A 23,846-nucleotide genomic window follows, 5' to 3' on the forward strand; every position below is an offset into this window, starting at 1 on the left:
TCGCGGATCGCCTCAAGACCCCCGGCAGACGCCCCAATACCCACGATGTAGAGCGGACCTTCTGCCGCCCCCGAGCCTGCCGTCATGTCCTGTCCCGATGAGCTGCGCGCGCGCGCCTGTGAGGAGGGAGGGCAGACCCCAGCGGATCGCCCCCCGGTCCGGTTCTATAGGGAGCTACGGACGGCGCAATGTACTGTGACATAGCTATGTGGATTTCCCGGTCAGCTCTGTCGAAACGCCATAGTCGCCAGCATCGAGATGCTGCGCGAGATGACGCCCGCCGAGTCGATCATCGCCATGCCGAAGCCTTTCGATACTGCGTTGATATCGCTTACATTTTTTTCAAGATCGTCGTTGTAATGCACGACCGTGCTGCGCCGCTGCGCCTTGGTCAGGTCGAATTGCGCGCCCAGGAACAGCCGGGTTTCGCCCAGCTCGTCACGCAGTCGTGACATGAAGAGAAAGTTGTCGAACGACGTACCGTCCTTGCGGTGGTTCACGATGCGGAAGCGCTGCGCCTCGATCGTGTCGTCGTGGATGAAGGCGCTGACCTTGGCGCGCTCGTCCTCGCCGGTGTCGGGGCCCTGGAGAAAGCGGCAGTTGCGTTCCAGCACCTCGTCTGCACCGTAGCCGACCAGCCGCAGGAAGGTGTCGTTGGCCAGGACCAGCGGCTGATCCTCGCGCATCGCGTCCGCGACGGTCAGGGCGATTGAGGAGTGTTCGCAGTACTCAATCAGCGTGTCGGGCAGGGCGAAGTTCTTCGAGACCGGCATAGGTTCTCCTTGAGGGCACAGCGAGTGAAGATAGGTCCATCCTGCGGCCTACGCCAGTGCAATGCGCAAGAAGCGGCGTACCGGTGCGGCCCGATCGCCCTTGGCGTGTGGGGGATCGGGCCGGTTCCGCCCTCAGTTGGCCGTAGCCTCGGCCTGAGTGCCGGACGGGGTGCCGGAGGGGGCCGTGGCGGGGGCGAGCGGCCCGAGCCGCCAGCCGCGGCCCACGGCGATCTGCAGCGTCGCCCAGTCGGCTGCCAGCGATTGTTGCGACGAGGCCAGGGTGAGCTGCGCGCTGGACAGGGAGCGCTCGTTGGTCAGCAGGTCGATCAGCGTCGTCGTCCCGGCCTGGTAGGTCTGGCGCGACAGCGCGACCACCCGTTCGTAGGCCTTCACCGCGTCGCGCGCGGTCGAGACCGAGGCGCGCGACTGGATGTAGGAGGTCTCGGCCGACTGCACGTCCTGGACCGCGCTCAGGACGCCGGACTTCCACGTCAGCTCGGCCTGCTTGGCGGCGCTGATCTTGGCGTCGGCGGCGGCGGCCAGCGCCGGCTGGCTGAGGATCGGGGCAAGCAGCGAGGCGCCGAAGCTCCAGGTCGGGTTGGTCGAGGTGGTGATCGTCCCCGACAGGGTGAGCGATGGCAGGCGGTCGGCCTCGGCGATGCCGATCGCGGCGACGGCGGCGGCATAGCTGCGTTCGTCTGCGCGCACGTCGGGGCGGTTGCGCAGAAGGTCTGCGGGCACCCCGGCCGAGGTGTTGGCCCGGGGGGAGGGCTGGCTCGCGCCGCGGTTCATGGTCTTGACCAGCGGCCCCGCCGGTTCGGCCAGCAGCGTGGCCATGGCGTAGACGGCGCCGTAATAGCCCGTCACCAGCGACGGCAGTGAGGCCCGGCTTTGCGCGAGCGCGGCCTCGGCCTGAGCCACGTCAAGTTCGGTCCCGGTACCGGCGTTGAGCTGGGCACGGGTGATACGCAGGGTTTCCTCGCGCGACTTGATCGTCGCCCTCGTGATGGCGATGGCGTTCTGATAGTAGCGCGCGTCGATGTAGTTCGACACCAGCGACGACAGGAAGGTCAGCCGGGCCTCGCCGACGTCGAGTTGATAGGCCTGCAGCTGGGCCAGCGCCTGTTCGCGGGTGCGGGCCTCGCCGCCGAAGAGGTCGATCACCAGCGAGGGGCTGAAGCCCGCGCTTTTCGTTGTGCCGGTCACGCCGGTCGAGCTTTTGGCGCGGGTCTCCGAGGCCGAGGCGCTGCCGCTGATCAGGGCGGCGGCACCGGTGGTCCGCAAGGTGGCCTGAGCCTCGGCGACGCGTTCGATCGCGGTCTGGATCGACAGGTTCTGCGTCAGGCCGCGGGCTACCAGCGTGTTCAGCACCGGGTCGCGGTAGTCACGCCACCAGGCCTGGGTGCCGACGTCGCCGGCCGATCCCTTGCCGCCCTGGACATAGGCGGCGGGCAGGGCGATCGAGGGCGCCTTGTAATCCGGTCCCGCGGCGCAGCCCGCCACGGAAAGGGCGGTCAGAAGGGCGAGGGGGCGGGTCAGCGTCATGGTGTCTCCGGTTTGCGCCTGAACCTGACCGTGGTCAGCTTGCGGATGAGAACATAGAAGGCAGGGACGAGGAAGATGCCGATCACCGTCGAGGCGATCATCCCGCCCAGCACGCCGATGCCGATGGAATTCTGCGCTGCCGCGCCCGCGCCGGACGAGGTGGCCAGCGGCAGCACGCCCAGCATGAAGGCGAAGGAGGTCATCAGGATCGGCCTGAGCCGCAGGCCCGCCGCCTCGATCGCGGCCTCAAGCGTCTCGCGGCCCTGCTTGCGCAGTTGCTCGGCGAATTCGACGATCAGGATGGCGTTGCGCGCGGCGAGGCCGATCGTCGTCAGCACGCCCACCTTGAAGTAGACGTCGTTCGACTGGCCGAGGAAATAGGCCGCCGCCACCGCGCCCAGCATGCCCACCGGCACCGCCAGCATCACCGCGAAGGGGATCGACCAGCTCTCGTAGAGCGCGGCGAGGGCAAGGAACACGACCAGCACCGAAAGCGCGTAGAGCAACGGCGCCTGCGATCCGGACTGGCGTTCCTGGTAGCTGATCCCGGTCCAGGCGGTGCCGTAGCCGCCGGGCATGGCGTCGACCAGCTTGGTCATCTCGTCCATCGCCTCGCCCGAGGAATAGCCCGTGCCGGGCGAGCCCGAGATCTGCACCGCCGAGGTCGCGTCATAGCGTTCCAGCGTCGGGGGCACCGGGCTCCAAGACGTGGTGACGAAGGCGGAGAACGGCACCATCTCGCCGTCCGAGTTGCGCGCGTACCAGTCCTGTATGTCCTTGGGCTGCATCCGGTTGGCGGCCTCGCCCTGCACATAGACCGGCAGAAGCTGGGTGCCGAGCAGGAAGTCGTTCACGTCGTCGCCCGCGAAGATCACCGAGAGCATGGAGTTGATGTCGCTCAGCGTCAGGCCGAAGCTTTCGGCCTTCTGCTGGTCGATGCTGATCTTGAGGGCAGCCTGGTCCTCGGTCGAATCCGCGCGCACCGACGACAGGATCGGGTCGTCGGCCGCGTCTTCCTGCAACTGCTTGGCCGCTGCCTGCAACGCGACCGATCCCTTGCCGCTCTGGTCGACAAGGTACATCGAGAAGCCGCCGGTGTTGCCGATGCCGTGGATCGCGGGGGGCTGGGTCGCGAAGACCTGTCCCGCGCGGATCGAGCGGAAATAGGCGTTGGCCTTCTGCGCCAGCGCCCCGGCGGCCAGGTCGGCGTGTCCCTCGCGTTCCGAGAAATCCTTGAGCTTCACGAACAGCATCGCGTGGTTCTGCCCGGTGCCGCCGAAGCCGAAGCCGAGCGCGGCGAAGGTCGAGGTGACCGCGTCCTTTTCCTTGGTCAGGTAGAAATTCTCGACCTTCTTCACGACGTCGAGGGTCTGCTGCGTGGTCGCCCCCTCGGGCAGGGTGACGATGGTCATCAGCGTGCCCTGGTCCTCGGTGGGCAGGAAGGACGAGGTCATCCGGCCGTAGATCATCCAGGCGCCGCCGATGATCAGGGCGAAGATCACCGGCAACAGGATGAGCCGCCGCGACAGTCCGCGCGCGGTACCGGTGTAGAAGCCGGTGACCCGCGCGAGGCCGTGGTTGAACCAGCGCGCGGGGGCGAACCGGGGCTCTCCGTGTTGGGGTTTCAGGAGGCGCGCGCAGAGCGCCGGCGACAGGATCACCGCGACCGCCAGAGACAGCGTCATCGCGGTGACGATGGTGATCGAGAACTGGCGGTAGATCACCCCCGTCGCGCCACCGAAGAACGCCATCGGCAGGAACACCGCCGACAGCACCACGTTGATGCCCAAGAGCGCCGAGGTGATCTGTCCCATCGACTTGCGCGTCGCCTCGAACGGGCCGAGGCCCTCTTCATGCATCAGGCGCTCGACGTTCTCGACCACGACGATGGCGTCGTCGACCAGCAGGCCGATCGCCAGCACCATGGCGAACATGGTCAGCGTGTTGATCGAGTAATCGGCGAGGTAGAGCACCGCGAAGGTCCCCATGAGGACCACCGGCACCGCGATCAGCGGCACCAGCGTCGCGCGCCAGGTGTGCAGAAACGCGAGCAGCACGAGGCAGACCAGCACCGCCGCCTCGATCAGGGTGTGGTAGACCTGCTGGATCGAGAGCTCAACGAAGGGAGAGGTGTCGTAGGCGATCTTGAATTCGGTCCCCGCAGGCAGCGCGCCCGACAGCTTGTCGAGCTCGGCCTGAACTGCCTTCGAGGTGGTGATCGCGTTGGCGCCGGTTTCCAGCTGCACGCCGAAGCCCGCCGCCGGCTCGCCGGAAAAGCGCGAGCCGCCGCCATAGCTTTCCTGCCCGATCTCGACGCGGGCGACGTCGCCCAGCCGCACCGTGGCGCCGTCGCTGGTGGTCTTGAGCAGGATGTTCTTGAACTCGTCGACCGTGGTCAGCTGGCTCTGCGCGGTGATGGTCGCGGTGAACTGCTGGCCCTCGGTCGTGGGCTGCGCCCCGAGCGAGCCGACCGAGACGTTGGTGTTCTGCGCCGAGACGGCGTCGACCACGTCGTTGGGGGTAAGCTGATAGCGCGCCAGCGACATCGGGTTGAGCCAGATCCGCATCGCGTAGCCCGACCCGAAGATATGCACCCCGCCGACGCCCGAGACCCGCTCGATCGGGCTTTCCACGACGTTGGTCAGGATGTTGCCAAGCTCTGCCGTGGTGTATTTCCCGTCGGTCGAGATCAGCGAGCCGACCATCAGGATCGACGAGGATTGCCGCCGCACAGAGACACCCGCGGTCTGCACAGACGAGGGCAGCTGTCGCTCGACCTGGCTGACCTGGGTCTGCACATCGCTTTGCGCGGTGACCGGATCGACTGAGTTGTCGAAGGTCACGGTGATCTTGGACGAGCCCTGGGTGGAGCTGCTTTCCATGTAGATCATGCCGTCGAGGCCGGTCAGCCCGTCCTCGATCACCCGGGTGACCGAGTTTTCCACGGTCTGGGCCGAGGCGCCGGAGTAGGTGGCGGAGATGTGGATCTCGGTCGGCGCGATCGACGGGTATTGCGTGACCGGCAGAAGCTGGATCGCCGCCGCGCCGGCAAGCACCGTCATGATGGCGAGGACCCAGGCGAAGACCGGGCGGCCGATGAAGAACGTGCCCATGTCAGTTCCCGGTCTTCTGGGTCGTGGACGTCGCGTCGGCGCCGTCCTTGGTGCTGGCGTCCGTACTGGCGTCCGTACTGTCACCGGTGCTGCCCGCGGCGTCCTTGACCTCGGTCACCACGCCGTCCTTGGAGATCGTCACCGGCACGGTCTTGATCTTTTCCTTGTCGCGCAGGTTGGTCAGCCCGTCGACGATCAGCTTGTCGCCAGCCTTCACCCCGCCGGTCACGATCCAGCTGTTCTGGTAGGTGCCGCTGGTGGTCAGCTTCACCTGGCTGGCCTCGCCGTTCTTGTCGATGAAGGCGGTCAGGTCGCCGTTGCCGTCGCGCGAGGTGGGCCCCTGAGGCACCAGGATCGCGTTGACGGTGCCCAGCGTTACGTCAACCCGCACGAACATGCCGGGCAGGATGCGCCGGTCGGGGTTGTCGAACTGGAACCGGAAGGTGGTGGTGCCGGTCGAGGTGGAGACCGTGGCCCCGGGAGAGACGAGCGTGCCCTTGCCCTTGTAATCGGGGCCGCTGTCGAATTTCAGGCTGACGTCCAGCGTGTCGCCCGCCTTCAGCCGGCCGGCCGCGATCTCGTCGCGGACCTGGTTGATGCGCTGGATCGATTCCTCGACGTCGACATAGACCGGGTCGAGGCGCGTCACCGTGGTCAGTGCCGTGGTCTGGTTCGCCGTCACCAGCGCCCCGACCGAGACACTGGCCACGTCGGGAATGCCGGTGATGGGAGAGCGGATCACCGTGCGGTCAAGGTTCAGGTCCGCGGTGTCGAGGCTGGCCTTGGCCGACAGCAGCGTGGCCTTTGCCTCGGCCACGGCGACCTGCGCGGTGGAGACCTGCTCGGCCGTGATGCCCTTGTTCTCCAGCGACTTGTAGCGGTCGAGCGTCAGTTGCGCGGCCTTCAGCGAGGCCTCGGCCTGTGCGACCGAGGCCTTTGCGGCATCGTCCGTGGCCTGGTAGTCGTCGCGGTTGATGCGGAAGAGCACATCGCCCTTCGCCACCTTGTGTCCGGGCTTGTAGGGGATCTCCTCCACCACGCCCTCGACCCGAGGGCGGATGTCGACCTGCTCGTAGGCCACGGCCCGGCCCGGCAGCGTCACCTGATAGGGGACCTGACCATCCGACAGCGTCACCACCCCGACCGAGGTCGGTCCGGTGGCCTTGCCGCCCGCACGCTGGGCGATCGCGGCCTGTCCCGTGGCGACCGCGATCGCGGCGGCGCAGGCGAGGCATCCCGCCCGCCGTATCGTCCTTGCTCCGGTCACCTGTCCTCCGGTCACCTGTCCCCTGGTCATTCGCTGTCCATCCGTTCTTGGGGCCTGGGGGCCCGTGTCCTGACTTGCGCAGTCTCTGGCTTACGCACGGCCGCGTGCCATCCGTCGAAAAATTATTTCACAAAACGCGTTATCACGAAATCGTGCGGGCTCCACCAGCGTCGGCGGGCGCGTTTCGGCACTGATGTGCGGTCCGGTGCGACGGAACGCGGGATCCTGCCGTCCCCGGACTGCGCAAGATGAAACCGTGCCGACGCGCCCCTATATCCGGCCCTATGCCCGGACGGTGCTCGACCGCAGACCGGAAACGGCAGATCAGGAACGGCAGACCGGAAACGGCAGGCCAGGAAGCGAGGATCAGATGACGATTGCGAAACCTCTCCATCCCGCGCGGCGGGCCGCTCTCGCGGTGCCAGTGCTGGCGGCGCTTCTTTCGGCAGGTCTCTTCGCCGGTCAGCAGGCCGTGGCGCAGACCGCGCCCACCGTGCCGCTGACCAAGAACGCGCATGTCATGGAATCGCTGACCCAGGCACGCATCGCCGATGTCATCCGCCATCAGTGCCCCTCGATCTCCGGGCGCACCATCACCGCCTTCTTCAAGGCGGAGCAGCTGAAATCCTACGCGCTTCAGCAGGGCTACAGCGGCGATCAGATCAAGGCGTTCCTCAAGGACCCCGCGGCCAAGGCCGAGATCCATGCCCGGGCCGACAAGGCGCTGGCCGCCAAGGGCGTCACCCCGGGCGATGCGCAGAGCTACTGCAAGGTCGGCAAGGCCGAGATCGCCTCGGGCACGCTGGCCGGATCGCTGCTGAGCGACTGAGGCCTGTGCAAGGGCAGGGGCCGTGGTGCGGCCCCCGCCTGTCAGGCGGGGCGATGGCTCAGCCCGCGCCCAGGGCCACGGCGATGTTGTAGGTCAGGAAAGACGCCATGTAGGCCAGCACGAACATGTAGCCGAAGGTCAGCCACATCCAGCGCGCGCCGCCTGCCTCGCGCTTGATCACCGCCAGCGTCGAGATGCATTGCGGCGCGAAAATGTACCACGCCAGCAGCGACAGTGCGGTCGCAAGGCTCCATTGCTGGGCCAGCACGTGGCCGATCTGCACGTCGCCCCCGCCCGAGATGGCGTAGACCGTGCCGAGGCTGGCCACCGCCACTTCGCGCGCGGCCATGCCGGGGACGAGGGCCACCGAGATTTCCCAGTTGAACCCCACGGGGGCCAGGATCGGGTGGATCAGGTTGCCGATCATCGCGGCGAAGCTGTAGGTGATCGCGGGTTCCGTCGCGCCGGCGGGCGGGCCGGGGAAGGTGGCCAGCACCCAGATCGCCACGGTGGCGAAGAAGATCGTGGTGCCCGCGCGCTTGACGAAGATCCGCGCCCGCGTCCACAGCCCGATCGCCACGCTCTTGATCCGGGGCATCTTGTAATCCGGCAGCTCCAGCATGAACGGCGGAGAGGGGGCGCGGCGCCAGAACAGGAACTTGGCGACGAAGGACACCGCCAGCGCCGAGAAGATCCCCATGGCATAGAGCCCGAACATCACGAGGCCCTGAAGGCTGAAGATCCCCAGCACCGACTTGTGCGGGATGAAGGCCGAGATGATCAGCGTGTAGACCGGGATCCGCGCCGAGCAGGTCATCAGCGGCGCGACCAGCATCGTCGCCAGCCGGTCGCGGCGGCTGTCGATCACGCGCGCCGCCATGATCCCCGGAATGGCGCAGGCAAATGACGACAACAGCGGGATGAACGCCCGCCCGTGCAGCCCCGCGCCGCCCATGATCCTGTCCATCAGGAAGGCCGCGCGGGCCATGTAGCCCAGGTCTTCCAGAAGCAGGATGAACAGGAACAGGATCAGGATCTGCGGCAGGAACACCAGAACCGAGCCCACCCCCGCGATCACCCCGTTCTGGAGGAAGGATTCCACCAGACCCGGCGGCACGGTCGCGTGCACGAAGGCGCCGAGCGCGTCGAACCCGGCCGAGATCGCATCCATCGCCGGGGTGGCCCAGGTAAAGACCGCCTGGAACATCACGAACAGCAGCGCGAGCAGGATCACCAGCCCGGCCACCGGGTGCAGCAGCACCGCGTCGATCTTCGCGCTCAGGTCGTTGGCCGTCGGCGGTTGCGTGACCGCCCGGGCGATCATCGCGTCGGCCTGCTTCTGGATCGCGCGCAGGTCGAGCGCGCCGGGCTCCGACCACAGGTTCTCGGTGGGGACCGGCACGCCGGAAGCCGCCAGCGCCTCGAGCCGAGCCCAGAGGTCTTCCATGCCCGCGCGGCGCACGGCGGTGGCGGTTAGCACCGGGATCCCCAGTGCCTCCTGCAGTACGGCGGTGTCGATGCCGATGCCGCGGTGGCGGGCGATGTCGATCATGTTGAGGACAAGGACGATCGGTCGCCCGGTCCGTTTCAGCTCGATCACCAGCCGCAGCGCCGAACGCAGGTTGGTCGCGTCGGCCACGGCCAGCAGAAGGTCGGGCAGGGGCTCATCCGGGCGGCGCCCGAGGACGACGTCGCGCGTCACCTCCTCGTCGGGCGAACGGGCGCGCAGGGAATAGGTGCCGGGCAGGTCGACCACGTCGAGCGGATAGCCTGAGGGGGTGCGCGCGCTGCCGGCCTTGCGTTCGACCGTGACGCCGGAATAGTTGCCGACCTTCTGGCGCGAGCCTGTCAGCGCGTTGAAGAGCGCGGTCTTGCCGCAGTTCGGAACGCCGACCAGCGCCAGCCGGCGCAACGGCTGTTGGGATCCGTCAGGCATGATGCGATATCAGCGGGTCAGGATGGCCATCGCCTCGCGGCGGCGCAGCGCCACGGTCGACCCGTTCAGGCGCACGGCGATCGGATCGCGTCCGAACAGCCCCTCGTGCAGGATGGTGACTTGGGCGCCCTCGACAAAGCCCAGTTCGATCAGGCGGCGCTCGATCTCGGCGGCGGGAAGGCCGGGGCAATCCTCGCAGGGGGAGATCCGGTCGATGCAGCCGCAGTAGCCCTTGGAAGCCTTTCCAAGCGGAAAGCTTCCTGTCGTTTCCTGGGTGCGGTCGATCTTCATCTGCCTGCTCCGTCCTGAAGGCCGGCGCCTGGCGCGGCCTGATGTGGTTACATCACCTGCAGTGATACTTGGCAACTGAAAACCGACTTTTCTAGTCAACATTGTGTAACCGGATCTTTCCCGAATGGGGCGCTCGGGCGGCGAAGACCGGAGGGGGGGAACGCCGTGCTTCCCGGGCAACGCGCCGGGGTCTACTTGGGCGAAGTGTCAAGGATGATTCCCTCTCCGAAGGAAAAGTGATAAGCAACTTTCAGGTGCAGGTTTGCGGACTTTCTGCACGGTCCGTTGGTATCAGGTTTTGTCCCGCAAGCGCAGGTTGGCCCGTCAGAGGTGTCCGCGCCTGACGGGGCGAGGCGACAGGCGGCGGGCGGGTGCGGATCCGCGGATGATACAGGTGCCCGGTTGCGGGTGCCGGGCACGGGCAATGTGACGGCTGAGAGAAGCGCAGGCGAACTGGGCACTGGCGAACCGGGCGCGGAAACGCGGAGCCCGGAGGCCGGCGGCGTCAGGACGCGGGGCGGCGGGCCGTCCGGGCGCGCCAAGGCGCCTGCATCCTCCCGGTCGTCCTCTGGGTCAGCCGCAAAGGTCTCGGCGAAATCCTGGTCGCGCAAGTTCGGCCTGTGGGCGGCGCTGCGGGCTTATGGCCTCGTGCTCGTGCCGCTTGCCCTGGTCTCGGGGTTTCTTGTCTGGCATCTCGACGCCTTGCGCAACGCCGGGTACGTCGCCGACGAGCGGGCCGAGGTCGCCTCGCGCATGGATGCCGAGCGTGCCCGTATCGAGGGGCGGCTGACCGGGCTTTCGCTGATGCTGCGCGGGCTGGAGGCGGCGATCGAGGCCGATCCGGCGATGCCGCAGCAGCGCTTTGCCTCGATCGCGCGCTTCCTGATCCGCGACAACCCCGAGATCGTCAACATCGCCGCCGCGCCCGATCTTGTGGTGCGCTATGTCTATCCGCCGGCGGGGAATGCCGGGGTGCTGGGGCTGGATTACCGCAATACGCCCGACCAGTTCGCGGCGGTGGATGCCGCGCGGCGCCTGGGGCGGACGATCATCGCCGGGCCGGTGAAGCTGGTGCAGAACGGCGAGTCCGCTTTCATCGTCCGCCTGCCGGTCTTCCTGAACGCGCCGGATGCCGATTCCGGCGGGGTTAAGGGCGGGGCCGGGCGTTCGGGCGGTGGCGACGCCACCCGCGGGACGCGGTTCTGGGGTATCCTGTCGCTGGTGATCGATGCCCAGGATTTCTACCGCCGGACCGGGCTTGCCGCGGCATCGTCGCCCGAAAGTGGCATCGAGTACGCGCTGCGCGGCCCCGACGGAAGTGGCACGGGCGGGGCGGTGTTCTGGGGCCCGCCCGAGGTCTTCGCAGACCATCCGCTGGTGCAGAAGATCGGTCTGCCGCATGGCAGCTGGGAGCTTGCCGCGATCCCGCGCGGCGGCTGGGCGACGCATGCGCCCGACGCGATGCAGGTCCGGGCCGCGCTGATCGCGCTGGCACTGGGCGCGCTGATCGCCGCGGCGGTGATACAGCACCTGTGGCGCCGCCACCGCAGCGCGCGCGAGCATCTGGCCCGCGCCATCGGGGCGATCGACGACGGTTTCGCATTGTACGACGCCGAGGACCGGCTGGTGATGTGCAACCAGAAGTACCACGAGTTCTATTCGATCTCGAACGACCTGATCCGTCCCGGCGTCACCTTCGAGGAGATGATCCGCGAGGGGGTGCGCCGGGGCCAGTATGCCGATGCCGTGGGGCAGGAGGAGGCCTGGATCGCCCGGCGCATGATCGCCCATCGCCATGCCGACAGCCGCATCGAGCAGAAGCTGGCGGATGGCCGCTGGCTGAGGATCTCGGAGCGGCGCACCGACGACGGCTGGACCGTGGGGTTCCGCGTCGACATCACCGAGCTCAAGCGGGCCAAGGACGTCGCCGAGGAAGCCAATCGCGTGAAGGCGGATTTCCTCAGCGTGCTGAGCCATGAGCTGCGCACGCCCTTAACCGTGATCCTGGGCTTCGCGCGGTTCCTGTCGGATCGGCGGATCTCTCCCGTGCTGCGGCGTCTGGGGCCCGACGGGCAGACGGACGCGCCGATCCCGCCCCAGATGCTCGAGGATTACATCGCCGAGGTCACCCAGCGCGCGGCGAAGATCGAGACGTCGGGCAACCATCTGCTGCTGCTGATCAACGACCTGCTCGACTTTTCCAAGATCGAGGCCGGCAAGATGGAGATGGAGCGGGAGTCGCTGCCGCTCGCGCTGATCGTCGACGACGTCATCGAACAGTTCCGCTCGCAGGCCGAGAGCAAGGGCCTGGCCCTGGCGTCCCTGGTGGGCGGGGATGAGGTCTATGCCGACCCGGTGCGCCTGCGGCAGGTTCTGATCAACCTGGTCGGCAACGCGATCAAGTTCACCGACGCCGGCGGGATCACCCTGTCGGCGAAGACGCGTGACGGCATGGTCACGATCTCGGTGGTCGATACCGGCTGTGGCATTCCGGCCGAGATGACCGAGCGGGTGTTTCGCGAATTCCAGCAGGCCGACAGCTCGTCGACCCGCCGGGCAGGGGGCACGGGCCTCGGGCTTGCCATCGTGCGCCGCATCGTCGAACTGCATGGCGGCAAGGTGACGCTGTGTTCCGTCCCGGGCGAGGGCAGCACCTTCACCTTCACGATCCCCGCAAAGGCCGGCAGCACCGCGGCACGGTCGGCCGCATGACGTCGTGGTTTGCCGGAGCCGCGCGGCTTCGCTGGTCCTTGCTGTTTCTCTACTACGTCGCGGCCGCCGGGTTCGAGATCTGGATGCGGCCCGCCGTGGCGCTGCCCGTCGTCGTGTCCTGGGCGGTGTTCCTGGGCACCGGCCCGGCGCTGGCGGCGGCGCTTCTGGGCGGGGCGGGGGCGTGGATCCCCACCTTCTTCGGGGTGTTCGTGGCGCAGGCGCTGGTGCATGGCACCACAAACCACCCCAATGGCGCCGAGATGATGGTGGTGCAGGGCGACCTGATCGTCGCGGCGATCGCCGCGATCCAGTCCGAGTTGGGGGCGCGGCTGGTCCGGGCGCGGTTCGGCCTGCCGATCCGGTTGCACCGTCGCCGCGAGATCGCGGTGCTGCTGCTCCTGTCCGGGCCGGTGGTCGCGGTCGCGCTTTTGCTGGCGGCCTATGTCGCCGGGCTGATCGACCATCTGCAACCGAATTTCGACATGCTGGCGACCTTGCTGATCGGCTGGCTTGCCGGGGTCGCAAGCGTCTACATCTTCGTGCCTCTCGCGCTGCTTCACCCGTGGCGGGGGCGCAGCCTGATCTTCTGGCGCGGCGCGGCGCTGCCGCAGTTCAGCCCCCGCGCGCTGTTCTACGTGGTGCTGTCGCTGGCGCTGTCGGGGGGAAGCTGGACGCTGGCGAATGAGCTTCTGGCGCGACACAACCGTCAGCAGTTCGCGGCGCTGGCCGATGACGGGCTTGCGGCGCTGCGCGGTCGGCTGGGGACCTATGAGTTCGGCCTCGAGGCAGCGACCGCGCTGATGCGGGCCTCGGACCAGGTGACCGACGGCGACTGGCGCCGCTTCATCGGCGTGCTGCGCAGCCGGGGCCACCTGCCGGGGGTCGCGACCATGGGGTTCGCGCGGCTCGTGCCGCCCGGGCGCATGCAAGAATATCTCGACGAGGTGCACGACCAGGGCGATCCCGCCTACGGGCCGTTCCCGGCCGAGCCCGTGGCGCCCGGTCCGCGCGCGCTGATCCGGCTGGTTGCACCGGAGAGCGAACGCCCCGAACTGGCGGGCATGGATTTCGCGGCGCTGCCAGCGGTGGCACAGGCCGCCGCGCGGGCAGGCAGGAGCGGCGACACCATACTCAGCGCCCGCCTGCCCGCCGACGGGGAGGCCCGGCTTGGGCTGGGGCCGGGGTTCGTGCTGCTGCATCCGGTCTATGCGCCGGGGGTGCCGCTCCTTACCGCTGCCGACCGTGAGGGGGCGCTTGTCGGGTACACCTTCCTGACCTTCACAGCGCGCGGCCTCGCCGAGGGGTTGACGCGCGGCATGGTGCTGACGCTGGCAGACGACGGGCCGCTTGCCGACGCGGGCGCAAGCGTGGATGGCGGGGAGGTGACGACCGACCCCGCGCCCCTGTCCCACAGGCCCTTCTACAGTTCCGCCGTGGGGGAGACCGGCGCGATGGCGGGGCATGCCTACCGCGTCAGCTGGCGCGTGCCGCTGCAGGGCCGGGTCTGGACCGTCAGCTGGGGCTCGACCCCGGAATATGAGCGCGGGCTGCACAGGCTGAGCCCGGCGCTGGTGCTGATCGCTGGGCTGGCCTTCACCCTGCTTCTGGCGACGTTCCTGCTGTCCACCGCCCGCCGGGAGGAGCTGATCCGCGAGACGGTGGCGCGCAAGACGCGCGAGATCGCGCAGCGCGAGACGGAGAACCGGTCGATCCTCGACACTGCGCTGGTGATGATCGCGCTGCTGGATGACGGCGGGCGGATCCTGACCGCGAACGACGCGATCGGGCGGCTGTTCGGCTATCACCGCGAAGACCTTGCGGGGATGAAGCTGACCGATCTGCTGGCCGGGGAAACGGCGGAATACTTCACCCGCTCCGACGATCCGCACGATGTCACCGGCTTCCGCGGCATCGTCCACATGACCGCGCGCAGCGGCGCGCGGCTGGCGCTGGACATCCAGATCCGGCCCTGGCTCACCGAGGAGCGCCAGCGCCGCTATACCGTGGTGATGCGCAACGTGGCCGAGCGGCTGCGGATCGAGGCCCAGCTGCGCGACACCCAGCACCGCCTCGACGTGGCGCTGAAGGGGGCGGAGATCGGCGTCTTCGATGTCGACCTCGTGACCGGGGAATCCATCGTCTCCGACACCTGGCGCGACCTGATGGGGTTCGACCGCGACGCCGCGATCGAGACCCAGATGGAATGGCGTGACCGGATCCACCCCGACGACCGCGCCGCCGTGGAGGCCGCCGACGGCGCCTGCATCGCCGGCGAGAGCGAGACCTCGGTCTGCGATTACCGCCTGCAGACGGCTACGGGCGACTGGCGCTGGATGCGCTCCCATGCCGTGGCGTCCGAGCGCGACGCCTCGGGTCGGGCGCTGCGGCTGATCGGCGTGCAGATGGACGTGACCGAGGAGCGCCGCCTCGATCAGGCCAAGAGCGAATTCGTCTCGACTGTCAGCCACGAGCTGCGCACCCCGCTGACCTCGATCAACGGGTCGATCAGCCTGGTGCTGAACACCACGCCGGCGGGAGAGCTGCCCGAGCGGGTGCTGCGGCTTCTGACGATCGCGCAGAAGAACTGCGACCGCCTGATCCCGCTGGTCAACGACATCCTCGACCTCGAGAAGGTCGCCGCCGGGCAGATCCGCTTTGCCTTCACCGAAGAAGATGTGAAGGCGCTGCTCACCCGGGCGATCGCCGACAACAAGCCCTATGCCGACCAGTTCGGCGTGCGGCTGCGGCTGATCGCGCCGGCGGACCTGCCGCGTGGGCGGCTTGACGTGAACCGGTTCATGCAGGTGATGGCGAACCTCCTGTCGAACGCCTCGAAATTCTCCGAGCGCAACGGGTCCGTCGAGGTCCGGCTGGGCCGGACCGGCGCGGCGCTGCGGGTCTCGGTCACCGACCATGGCAGCGGCATTCCCCCGGCGTTTCACGAACGCATCTTCCGCCCCTTCAGCCAGGCCGACAGCTCGGCCACGCGCGAGAAGGGGGGAACGGGCCTCGGCCTCAACATCTCGAAGCAGATCGTGGAGCGCATGGGCGGCACGATCGGTTTCCGCTCGGACCCCGGGCGCGAGACGGTCTTCTGGTTCACGCTGCCGGTCGCCGGCGATGCCGAGGGTCAGAACGGCGGCGCAGGGAACGGCGGACCGGCGGCTGTGGCCGAGGGGGGCGGGGTGACCGATCCCGCGATGTCGACGCTTTCGCTGCCGGGGCAGACGGGCGGCGCGGCCCGCGGTCAGGGGCCGAGCCTGGTCTATGGCCCGGCGGCGGGGCCTGCCGCCATGCCGCCCCGCCGTCCGCTGATCCTGCATGTCGAGGACGACCACGACTTCGCCGAGATCGTCGCGGCGTCGTTCGGCGCGCAGGCGGACATCGTGCACGCCGACCGGCATTTCAGCCTCGACGCGCTTCGCGCGCGGCGGCGCTATGACCTCGTACTGCTGGAATCGGCCCAGGCCGACGGCTCGGACGCCCTGCTGATCGACGCGGTCGCCCGGTTGCAGCCCGGGGTTCCGATGATCGCGCTGACCGCGTCCGACAAGGCCGACTCGGATCCGCGCATCGCCTGCACCATCATCAAGACCCGCACCCGGTTCGAGGAAATCGTCTCGATCTGCCTTGAAACACTGGGCGGAGGCGCCTCGGGCGGGGCGGCGGAAGGGGCGGCGGAAAGCGGCGACCCGGGCGGGGCAAGGACCGCCGGGGAAGGTGAGGCCGGGGCCGAAGGGGGGCAGCGCCGCCCGGGTGCCGCGGGGACGGGATGGCGGTGACGGCCGCATGAACGATTTATCGGAAATTTTTCTGGTTAAGGCCGCATTGTCGCCACGCATCGTCAGCAAGTTGGCGCCCGACGAGGGAGAATGTACCGACCGCATACCCGGTCGGGCACGCTCCTGCGGAGGACAGTACGATGAATAATGTCAGCGAGAATTTCCTCGACGCGCTCTTGAGACCCGAACTTCCCGGCGGCAACTGGCTGGCGGTGACGCTGCTTGTGGGGGGGCTGCTGGTCGTTCTTCTCCGCGCACTGCTGAAGCTTCGTCGACAGCGACGGATGCTGGATCTGCAGGAAAACGAGCTGGCGCTTCAGCGCACCGCCTCAGACATGCATTCGATGGTAAGCATCTCGAATGCCGCGGGGGCCATCACCTACGTCAACGACAACCTTCTGCGCACCACCGGCTTCGACGCGGCCGAGCTTCTGGGCCGGACCGCCCGCTCGGTGCTGCTGGCCGAGCGCGACAACAACCCCGACGCGGTGGGAGAGGTGCTGCGCCGCGGCCAGGTCTGGTCGGGCGAGAGCAAGCTCAACCATCGCCGCGGCGGCTACCTCTGGACCCGGACAACGATCGTGCCGCTGCTGGACCGCAAGGGGCGGCTGCACAAGGCGATCACGGTGCGCACCGACATCACCGAAAGCAAGCTGCGCCAGGAAGAGGGGCCGCTGCGCGCCATGTTCGACCGGTTGCAGGACGAAGTCTTCGTCTTCTCGGCCGACACGCTGAGGCTGCGCTATCTCAACAAGCGGGCGCGCCAGCGCTATGGCTGGAACGAGGGTGAGTTCTTCGACCGGCCGCTGGCCGATACCGACTTCGATTTCAATGAGGCCGAGTTCCGGGAACGGCTGGCGCCGATGGCCTCGGGCGAGACCGAGGCACTGATCTACGACACCCTGATCTGCGGCCGCCCGGTGGAGGTCAACCTGCAGTTCGAGACGTCGATCCTGGGCGAGAGACGGTTCATCGCCGTGGTCCGCGACATCACCCGCCGCCGCGAGATCGAGGCCGCCCGCGCGGCCTTCGTCGCGACCGTGACGCATGAGCTGCGCGCGCCGCTGACCTCGATCAAGGGGGCGATGAAGCTGGTCGCCTCGGGCGCGACGGGGGAGATCCCGCCGAAGCCGGGCCAGATGATCGACCTCGCGCTGCGTAACGTCGACCGGCTGATCGTGCTGATCAACGACCTGCTCGACCTCGAGAAGCTCGACAATGCACAGACCGAGATCCGCCGCGACCCTGTCGATCTGTCGGAACTGGTCAACGACGCGATCGCCCACAATATGGGCTATGCACAGGAATTCGGCGTCCGTTTCCGGGCCGAGCCCGGCGCGCCCAAGCAACTTCCCGTGACCGGCGACCGCGACCGGCTGATGCAGGTGCTGACCAACCTGATGTCGAACGCGGCCAAGTTTTCCGAAACCGGGGGCGCGGTCGACGTGGGCCTGGCCGACATGGGCACCATCGCCCGGATCACCGTGACTGACCACGGCATCGGTATTCCGCTTGAAGCGCAGGCCCGGCTGTTCGAACGTTTCGTCCAGGCCGACACGCCCGAACACAAGAAACGCACCGGCACGGGCCTTGGCCTGTCGATCGTCAAGACGATCGTGGAACGCCACGGCGGGCGTGTCGGATTTGTAAGCACCCCCGGCCGGGGGACGACCTTCCAGATTGACCTTCCGAAGAATACGGAAGAACTGAGCCGGGCGGCGTGACGATACCCCTGATCCGGGGCAGCGCCGCCTGTTTGAAACGGGGCTGAATTGAGGACTATAAATGGGGGACTTACCGAAGATCTTGCATGTCGAGGACGACCCCGACATTCGCGAGATCGCGCTCATGGCGCTTGAGATCGTGGGCGGGCTTGAGGTTGCGCAATGTGCATCCGGTGCCGAGGCGCTCGAACGTGCGGCGACCGAGGCGCCGGATCTGTTGCTTCTTGACGTGATGATGCCGGGCATGAGCGGTGACGAGACACTCGCTGCACTGCGCCGGCTCGATCAGTTCGCGGAGACGCCGGCGATCTTCATGACCGCCAAGGCGCAGCAATCCGAGGTCGAGCGCCTGCGCCAGATCGGCGCGCGCGACGTGATCACCAAACCGTTCGATCCGATGACGCTGGCCGACGAGATCCTCGCGATCTGGCGGCGCTGCTAGGCCATCGACGGCCCGCCCCGGCCGCAGGGCGGCAGGGGGCATTTTGCAGGACCGGCGCCGCGCGTGTCGCGGTTTTCCCCCGTGCGTCCGGCGCGACGGGGCCCGGGTGTTTGCGGCTGGCCGCATCGCGTGTCTGCCGTTGCCGGGCCCCGCGTCTCCTTCGGGCGACAGACCCCGCCGACGGCCGCTACGGCCAAGGATTGGCGGACCCCATGATTACCAATTCATCGCCAAATTCTTGCCGCTTTCCCCAGTGATTCTCGTAGGGGAAGGTGGCCCCGAATCTACCCTTACGTGAATCCGGGGCCGAACAGGAAAAGGTGTGGCGGGCTATGAAAATTCTTGCTGTCGATGATGACGAACTGATCCTCGAAGTTCTGGTCGAGGCGATGAGCGCCAATGGGCATGAGGATGTCACCACTGCGACTTCGGCAGAAGAAGCGTGCCGAAAGATCGCCGCCTCCGCGGAGCCGTTCGAGCTCTTCCTGCTCGACATCCAGATGCCCGAGGTCACGGGGATCGAACTGTGCCGCGCGATCCGCCGGATGCCGGGCCACGCCACGACCCCGATCATCATGGTCACCGCGATGTCGGAACGTCAGTACGTCACCGCCGCCTTCGCCGCCGGCGCGACCGATTACGTGACCAAGCCCTTCGATGCGCTTGAACTCGGGGCCCGGATCGGCATGGCCGAGCGCCTGGTCAAGGAGCATTCGCGCGCCGAGACCTCCTCCTACGCCATGGCCGACCTGCGCGCCGCTCTGGAGGACCAGCGCAAGGTGTCCTTCGCCGAGCCGATCAACATCGAGGGCGTCGATGGTGTGATCGGCCTCGTGAACCTTGAGAACTATCTGCTGCAGCTGTCGCGCGGTGGTCTCTTCGCGACCAATATCTTCGCGATCAAGCTGGCCGATGCCGAAAAGCTCTATGCCCGCACGAACGCGTCGGATTTCCGCTATGCCCTCGCCGATGCGGCCGAGGCGGTCGCGACGGCGGTCTCGACCCGCGATCACTTCGTGGCCTATGCCGGCGGCGGCATCTTCGTCGCCGCGGTGCATGGCCGCGAGATCGAGAGCCGCGACTATTTCGAGGATCTCGCCAACATCGCACTCTATGAGATGGACCCGGCCGACAGCAGTGGCGCCCGGCTCGATCTGCGGCTCTACTTCGGAGAGCCGGTGCGCGTGGGCATGCTGCGCTCTGGCTCGGCCGCGGTCGAGGCGCTTTACGTGGCGATCGAGCGGATCGAGGATAGCCTGCGTCGCAAGTCGGTGCGCAAGCCGCAGCACGGCAAGGCGCCGTGGCTCAAGATGCTTGTCGGCTGACGGCTGGCAGGGGCTACGGGCAAGGGGGGCAGACATGGGGATGGTGGCACCGGACGCCGCGCAGCGCGCGATGGAAGCCAAGCTGCAGGCAATGCGTCCAAAGTTCGTGGCTCAGGTGACGCAGCGCCTGTTCGCGCTCGAGGATCTGCGCGACATGCACGAGGCCGACCCGGGCGACGAGCGCATCCGTGCCGAGCTCATTCACGGGGCCCACAAGCTTGCCGGGATCGCCGGAATGTTCGGCGAACCCGACCTGGGAGAGCTGGCCCGGGTCACCGAAAACGCCCTCGGGCAGCACGATCCCGAGGCGCTTGACCGGCTTGACGAGCTGCTGGGCGAGATGGCCATCATCGCGACGGAAGAGTGACGCTGGGTCAGGGTCGGGTCAGCGTCGTGTCGCCACGATTTCGCCACTTTGTCATGGCTTTTTCGTGGCACGCTGCGCAGGTCGTCCGAAATCTTCGCTGATCTTCAATTCAGCTCGTAGCTGTGGCGCAGGGCGCCGGTCTTGCCGTCGAACACGAGGATCTTTCCGGCCTCGGTGACCACGGCGATCCAGCCGTTGCCCTGGGTGATCGCCTGCGGCGCGGTGCCTTGTGGCAGTTTCAGGCCCTGGGGCACCACAAGGTCCGCATTTCCGGCCGGGACCCGGATGACAATCAGCGCGACGATCGCTATGAGGCCCGCAATCATGGTGATCATCAGCACGATCACCAGCCCCCTGAGAAGCCGCAGGCTTGGCGGAAGCGCCTGTTGCGGTGCCGGAGTCTCGTTCATGTCGCCTGCTCCCCTGTCGCCTGCGTCCCGTGCCGTCGAATTCCAGATCGGGCCGATGCCCCCGGAGCGCCTTGATAAGGCGCTGGCCCGCGATGTGCCAGAGGCAGCGGCGCTGTCGCGGTCGCGGCTTGCCCGGCTGATCGCCGATGGTGCGGTCGCGGTCAACGGCGCCGTGCAGACCGACCCGCGCGCGAAGGTCGAGGAGGGCGACCGGATCGCCGTCACCGTCGAGGCCGCGGCAGAGGTCGAGACGGCGGCGCAGGAGATCGCGCTCGACGTGGTCTGGGAGGATGCCGACCTGATCGTGGTGAACAAGCCTGCGGGGATGGTGGTGCATCCGGCCCCCGGGTCGCCCGACGGCACGCTTGTGAACGCGCTTCTGCACCATTGCGGCGACAGCCTCTCGGGTATCGGCGGAGAGCGCCGCCCGGGCATCGTGCACCGCATCGACAAGGAAACCTCGGGCCTTCTGGTGGCGGCGAAATCCGACCGGGCGCATCATGGGCTGGCAGCCCAGTTCGAGGCCCATACGACGATGCGGCACTACCTTGCGATGGTCTACGGCTGCCCGAGCGCGGCCGATCCCCGCCTGCGAGGTCTGTCCGGGGTGAGCTTCGAGCCGGGCAACATCCTGAAGGTGGCGACCCACCTCGGCCGGCACCGCACAGAGAGGCAGAAACAGGCGGTCCTTGCCTCGGGCGGACGCCACGCAGTGACCCGCGCCCGGGTGGTCGAGGGGTTCGGTGCGCCCGCTCAGGCCGCGCTGATCGACTGCTGGCTGGAAACCGGGCGGACGCACCAGATCCGGGTGCACATGGCGCATGCCGGACACGGGCTGATCGGCGACCCGACCTATGGCGGGCGGCGCAAGCTGTCGCCGGCGGCACTTCCCCCCGGCGCCCCCGAGGCCGTCGCGGCCTTTCCCCGGCAGGCGCTGCATGCGGCGACGCTGGGGTTCGTTCACCCGGTGACGGGGGAGGAGCTGTCCTTTGAGGCGCCCCTGCCGGACGACATGACGGCGCTGATCGCGGCGCTGCGCGGAGACAGGGCCGCCGAGGGCTGACGCGATTTCTGCCCGGGCTGCCCATGGGCCTGGTGAACCGAAAAGGGCACTTTTCCACCGCGTTACAATGTGGCGTGAAGAGGGAGGTGTGCCCCGCCCTCGGGGTGCCGGTGCTCCCCGCACACCACGGTGTGAAACTTTGCGCGACGGAAAGTGGCGGACCGCGCGTATGATCCTTTGACCGGACCCCGACCCGCGGTTCACGCGTTTGAAGGGTTGAAACGGGCCGAAACGGCCCCTAGGTCAAACTGATTTTTGCCGCCGGACGCGGCGAAGAGGGAGAGGTGAATGGCGAGCTACAACAACCTTCCGGCGCCGTCCCCCGAGCAGGGGATGAACCGTTACCTTCAGGAAATCCGCAAGTTCCCGATGCTGGAGCCTGAGGAAGAATACATGCTGGCCAAGCGGTGGACCGACCATCAGGACACCGACGCGGCGCATCAGCTGGTCACGTCGCACCTGCGGCTGGCGGCCAAGATCGCCATGGGCTATCGCGGCTATGGCCTGCCGCAGGCCGAGGTGATCTCCGAGGCCAACGTGGGCCTGATGCAGGCCGTCAAGCGCTTCGACCCCGAGAAAGGGTTCCGGCTGGCCACCTATGCGATGTGGTGGATCCGCGCCTCGATCCAGGAATACATCCTGCGTTCGTGGTCGCTGGTGAAGCTGGGCACCACCTCGGCGCAGAAGAAGCTGTTCTTCAACCTGCGCAAGGCCAAGGCCCGGATCGGCGCGCTGGAGGAGGGCGACCTGCGCCCCGAGAACGTCAAGCGCATCGCCGACGACCTCAACGTGACCGAGGACGAGGTGGTCGCGATGAACCGCCGGATGTCCGGCTCCGACGCGTCGCTGAACGCGCAGGTGGGGAGCGAGGACGGCTCGGCCCAGTGGCAGGACTGGCTGGAAGACGAAGACGCCGACCAGGCCTCGGCCTATGCCGAACGCGACGAGCTGGAGGCGCGGCGCGAGCTTCTGGTGCAGGCTATGGACGTGCTCAACGAGCGCGAAAAGGACATCCTGCTGCAGCGGCGGCTGAAGGAACAGCCGGTCACGCTCGAGGACCTCTCGTCGCAATACGACGTGAGCCGGGAACGGATCCGCCAGATCGAGGTGCGGGCGTTCGAGAAGCTGCAGAAGCGGATGCGCGACCTGGCGGCCGACAAGGGCATGATGCGCCAGTCCTGAAGCGCGTGCCCCCGGGGGCGGATACAAAACTCTTGGAAGAGTTTTGGCAAATTCCTTCGAAGGAATTTGGGCGTCGCGCTGGCGGTGCGTCGCCCACAACGCTGCGACTATGACTTTGGGGGCGATGGTGTCCGCCGTCGCCGGCCAGACTGCGATCCCTGCACAGGGGCGCTCGGCGTGGCGCCGGACATGGAAAAGGCCGCATCCGGGGATGCGGCCTTTCCTGTCTGACGGTCGGTCGGGCCGATCAGGCCTCTTCCGAGCTGTCCTCGTCCGAGGTGGCGCCCCCGATGTCGTCGAAGAGTTCGGAGATCTCGAACTCTGCGGCGGCTTCCTCTTCGGCGGCCAGCTCCTGGATCGACTTGCCCGAGGCCTGGAGTTCGGCCTCTTCCATCGAGCGGGCGACGTTCAGGGTGATCGTCGCAACCACTTCCGGGTGCAGGGTCACGGTCACGCCGTGCAGGCCCAGATCCTTGATCGGACGGTCGAGGGCGACCTGGCCGCGCTCGACGGTGAAGCCGGCTTCGGTCGCCGCATCGGCCGCGTCACGGGTGGTGACGGAGCCGTAGAGCGCGCCCGAATCCGACGCCTGACGAATCACGATGAAGGTCTGGCCGTCGAGCTTGGCGGAGAGCGCTTCGGCCTCTTTCCGGGTCTCGAGGTTGTGCGCCTCGAGCTGGGCCTTGCGGTCCTCGAACGAGGCGATGTTGGCTTCGGTCGCGCGGAGCGCCTTGCCCTGCGGCAGCAGGAAGTTGCGGCCGTACCCGTCCTTGACGGTGACCACGTCGCCCATCTGGCCGAGCTTGGCCACGCGCTGGAGAAGGATGACTTGCATGTCGGTCTCCTTTCTTACTTCACGGCGTAGGGGAGCAGGGCGAGGAAGCGGGCGCGCTTGATGGCGCGGGCCAGTTCACGCTGCTTCTTCGCCGAGACGGCGGTGATGCGCGAAGGCACGATCTTGCCACGCTCGGAAATGTAGCGCTGCAGCAGACGCGTGTCCTTGTAGTCGATCTTCGGCGCGTTGTCGCCCGAGAAGGGGCAGACCTTGCGACGGCGGAAAAACGGTTTGTTCGCCATGGGTTATG

General features: G+C 67.7%; 18 protein-coding genes. 9 read left to right on the plus strand and 9 right to left on the minus strand.

The genetic code is table 11. The annotated features are described in order from the left end of the window. Window positions 1–221 precede the first annotated feature (221 nt). The 4 genes from CVV76_RS22885 to CVV76_RS22900 form a co-directional block, all read right to left on the minus strand. On the minus strand, window positions 222–773 hold the full coding sequence (locus CVV76_RS22885; RefSeq protein ID WP_102227006.1) for a PAS domain-containing protein: 552 nt from the start codon (window positions 771–773) through the stop codon (window positions 222–224). A 132-nt stretch (window positions 774–905) separates the two neighbouring features. Then, window positions 906–2,318 carry an efflux transporter outer membrane subunit gene (locus tag CVV76_RS22890; protein ID WP_102227007.1) on the minus strand — a complete coding sequence of 471 codons (1,413 nt, stop codon included), beginning with the start codon at window positions 2,316–2,318 and terminating at the stop codon, window positions 906–908. Then, window positions 2,315–5,431, minus strand: coding sequence for an efflux RND transporter permease subunit (locus CVV76_RS22895; RefSeq protein WP_102227008.1), 3,117 nt, complete (start codon window positions 5,429–5,431; stop codon window positions 2,315–2,317). The genes CVV76_RS22890 and CVV76_RS22895 overlap by 4 nt, the downstream gene beginning before the upstream one ends. 1 nt (window position 5,432) lies before the next feature. Beyond that, complete coding sequence (locus CVV76_RS22900) at window positions 5,433–6,728, minus strand: efflux RND transporter periplasmic adaptor subunit (RefSeq protein ID WP_102227009.1); 1,296 nt, start codon at window positions 6,726–6,728, stop codon at window positions 5,433–5,435. A 340-nt stretch (window positions 6,729–7,068) separates the two neighbouring features. On the opposite strand from CVV76_RS22900, the gene CVV76_RS22905 reads away from it, so the two are divergent. Then, window positions 7,069–7,527, plus strand: coding sequence for a DUF5333 domain-containing protein (locus tag CVV76_RS22905; protein ID WP_146010369.1), 459 nt, complete (start codon window positions 7,069–7,071; stop codon window positions 7,525–7,527). Between the two features lie 58 nt (window positions 7,528–7,585). Here the strand turns inward: CVV76_RS22905 and feoB are convergent, their stop codons facing one another. Both feoB and CVV76_RS22915 read right to left on the minus strand, forming a co-directional pair. Next, the gene (gene feoB / locus CVV76_RS22910; protein WP_102227011.1) at window positions 7,586–9,463 is read right to left on the minus strand and encodes a ferrous iron transporter B; all 1,878 of its coding nucleotides are present in this window, start codon (window positions 9,461–9,463) and stop codon (window positions 7,586–7,588) included. A gap of 9 nt (window positions 9,464–9,472) precedes the next feature. Next, window positions 9,473–9,754, minus strand: a complete 282-nt coding sequence (locus tag CVV76_RS22915) for a FeoA family protein (protein ID WP_102227012.1) — start codon at window positions 9,752–9,754, stop codon at window positions 9,473–9,475. A gap of 426 nt (window positions 9,755–10,180) precedes the next feature. Here CVV76_RS22915 and CVV76_RS22920 point away from each other — a divergent pair, with 426 nt between their 5' ends. The 6 genes from CVV76_RS22920 (at window position 10,181) to CVV76_RS25055 (ending at window position 20,106) form a co-directional block, all read left to right on the plus strand. Further along, complete coding sequence (locus tag CVV76_RS22920; RefSeq protein ID WP_146010370.1) at window positions 10,181–12,466, plus strand: ATP-binding protein; 2,286 nt, start codon at window positions 10,181–10,183, stop codon at window positions 12,464–12,466. Continuing rightward, a complete protein-coding gene (locus CVV76_RS22925; RefSeq protein WP_102227014.1) occupies window positions 12,463–16,248 on the plus strand; it encodes an ATP-binding protein in 3,786 nt (1,261 codons plus the stop codon). Before CVV76_RS22920 ends, CVV76_RS22925 begins: the two co-directional genes overlap by 4 nt. 140 nt (window positions 16,249–16,388) lie before the next feature. Beyond that, window positions 16,389–17,972 carry a PAS domain-containing sensor histidine kinase gene (locus CVV76_RS22930; protein WP_102227015.1) on the plus strand — a complete coding sequence of 528 codons (1,584 nt, stop codon included), beginning with the start codon at window positions 16,389–16,391 and terminating at the stop codon, window positions 17,970–17,972. A gap of 61 nt (window positions 17,973–18,033) precedes the next feature. Beyond that, window positions 18,034–18,414, plus strand: coding sequence for a response regulator (locus tag CVV76_RS22935; RefSeq protein WP_102227016.1), 381 nt, complete (start codon window positions 18,034–18,036; stop codon window positions 18,412–18,414). Between the two features lie 332 nt (window positions 18,415–18,746). Next, window positions 18,747–19,739: a response regulator gene (locus CVV76_RS22940; protein ID WP_102227017.1), complete on the plus strand. Its 993-nt coding sequence runs from the start codon at window positions 18,747–18,749 to the stop codon at window positions 19,737–19,739. A gap of 34 nt (window positions 19,740–19,773) precedes the next feature. Next, window positions 19,774–20,106, plus strand: a complete 333-nt coding sequence (locus tag CVV76_RS25055; RefSeq protein WP_158243228.1) for an Hpt domain-containing protein — start codon at window positions 19,774–19,776, stop codon at window positions 20,104–20,106. A 104-nt stretch (window positions 20,107–20,210) separates the two neighbouring features. On the opposite strand, the gene CVV76_RS22950 is transcribed toward CVV76_RS25055, so the two are convergent. Next, window positions 20,211–20,516, minus strand: a complete 306-nt coding sequence (locus CVV76_RS22950; protein ID WP_102227018.1) for a DUF6476 family protein — start codon at window positions 20,514–20,516, stop codon at window positions 20,211–20,213. Between CVV76_RS22950 and CVV76_RS22955 the strand changes: the two genes are divergently transcribed. Next, a complete protein-coding gene (locus CVV76_RS22955) occupies window positions 20,515–21,579 on the plus strand; it encodes an RluA family pseudouridine synthase (protein ID WP_102227019.1) in 1,065 nt (354 codons plus the stop codon). The two genes, CVV76_RS22950 and CVV76_RS22955, sit on opposite strands and share 2 nt — an antisense overlap. Before the next feature lie 288 nt (window positions 21,580–21,867). Further along, window positions 21,868–22,761 carry an RNA polymerase sigma factor RpoH gene (gene rpoH / locus CVV76_RS22960; RefSeq protein ID WP_102227020.1) on the plus strand — a complete coding sequence of 298 codons (894 nt, stop codon included), beginning with the start codon at window positions 21,868–21,870 and terminating at the stop codon, window positions 22,759–22,761. A 247-nt stretch (window positions 22,762–23,008) separates the two neighbouring features. Here rpoH and rplI read toward each other — a convergent pair whose 3' ends face one another. Further along, window positions 23,009–23,596, minus strand: coding sequence for a 50S ribosomal protein L9 (rplI, locus tag CVV76_RS22965; RefSeq protein ID WP_102227021.1), 588 nt, complete (start codon window positions 23,594–23,596; stop codon window positions 23,009–23,011). Window positions 23,597–23,610: 14 nt separating this feature from the next. Then, complete coding sequence (rpsR, locus tag CVV76_RS22970) at window positions 23,611–23,838, minus strand: 30S ribosomal protein S18 (RefSeq protein WP_037205280.1); 228 nt, start codon at window positions 23,836–23,838, stop codon at window positions 23,611–23,613. Between the last annotated feature and the right edge of the window lie 8 nt (window positions 23,839–23,846).

Origin of the sequence: Acidimangrovimonas sediminis (assembly GCF_002871005.1) — a bacterium.
GTDB classification, from domain to species: Bacteria; Pseudomonadota; Alphaproteobacteria; order Rhodobacterales; family Rhodobacteraceae; genus Acidimangrovimonas; species Acidimangrovimonas sediminis.

Bases quoted from the DNA above. Each gene is read 5' to 3' on its own strand.
- rpoH (WP_102227020.1), top strand. From the start codon at position 21,868: ATGGCGAGCTACAACAACCTTCCGGCGCCGTCCCCCGAGCAGGGGATG.
- CVV76_RS22915 (WP_102227012.1), bottom strand. From the start codon at position 9,754: ATGAAGATCGACCGCACCCAGGAAACGACAGGAAGCTTTCCGCTTGGA.
- CVV76_RS22890 (WP_102227007.1), bottom strand. From the start codon at position 2,318: ATGACGCTGACCCGCCCCCTCGCCCTTCTGACCGCCCTTTCCGTGGCG.
- CVV76_RS22925 (WP_102227014.1), top strand. From the start codon at position 12,463: ATGACGTCGTGGTTTGCCGGAGCCGCGCGGCTTCGCTGGTCCTTGCTG.
- rpsR (WP_037205280.1), bottom strand. From the start codon at position 23,838: ATGGCGAACAAACCGTTTTTCCGCCGTCGCAAGGTCTGCCCCTTCTCG.
- CVV76_RS22930 (WP_102227015.1), top strand. From the start codon at position 16,389: ATGAATAATGTCAGCGAGAATTTCCTCGACGCGCTCTTGAGACCCGAA.
- CVV76_RS22955 (WP_102227019.1), top strand. From the start codon at position 20,515: ATGTCGCCTGCTCCCCTGTCGCCTGCGTCCCGTGCCGTCGAATTCCAG.
- CVV76_RS22940 (WP_102227017.1), top strand. From the start codon at position 18,747: ATGAAAATTCTTGCTGTCGATGATGACGAACTGATCCTCGAAGTTCTG.
- rplI (WP_102227021.1), bottom strand. From the start codon at position 23,596: ATGCAAGTCATCCTTCTCCAGCGCGTGGCCAAGCTCGGCCAGATGGGC.
- CVV76_RS22935 (WP_102227016.1), top strand. From the start codon at position 18,034: ATGGGGGACTTACCGAAGATCTTGCATGTCGAGGACGACCCCGACATT.
- CVV76_RS22885 (WP_102227006.1), bottom strand. From the start codon at position 773: ATGCCGGTCTCGAAGAACTTCGCCCTGCCCGACACGCTGATTGAGTAC.
- CVV76_RS22905 (WP_146010369.1), top strand. From the start codon at position 7,069: ATGACGATTGCGAAACCTCTCCATCCCGCGCGGCGGGCCGCTCTCGCG.
- feoB (WP_102227011.1), bottom strand. From the start codon at position 9,463: ATGCCTGACGGATCCCAACAGCCGTTGCGCCGGCTGGCGCTGGTCGGC.
- CVV76_RS25055 (WP_158243228.1), top strand. From the start codon at position 19,774: ATGGGGATGGTGGCACCGGACGCCGCGCAGCGCGCGATGGAAGCCAAG.
- CVV76_RS22950 (WP_102227018.1), bottom strand. From the start codon at position 20,516: ATGAACGAGACTCCGGCACCGCAACAGGCGCTTCCGCCAAGCCTGCGG.
- CVV76_RS22895 (WP_102227008.1), bottom strand. From the start codon at position 5,431: ATGGGCACGTTCTTCATCGGCCGCCCGGTCTTCGCCTGGGTCCTCGCC.
- CVV76_RS22900 (WP_102227009.1), bottom strand. From the start codon at position 6,728: ATGACCAGGGGACAGGTGACCGGAGGACAGGTGACCGGAGCAAGGACG.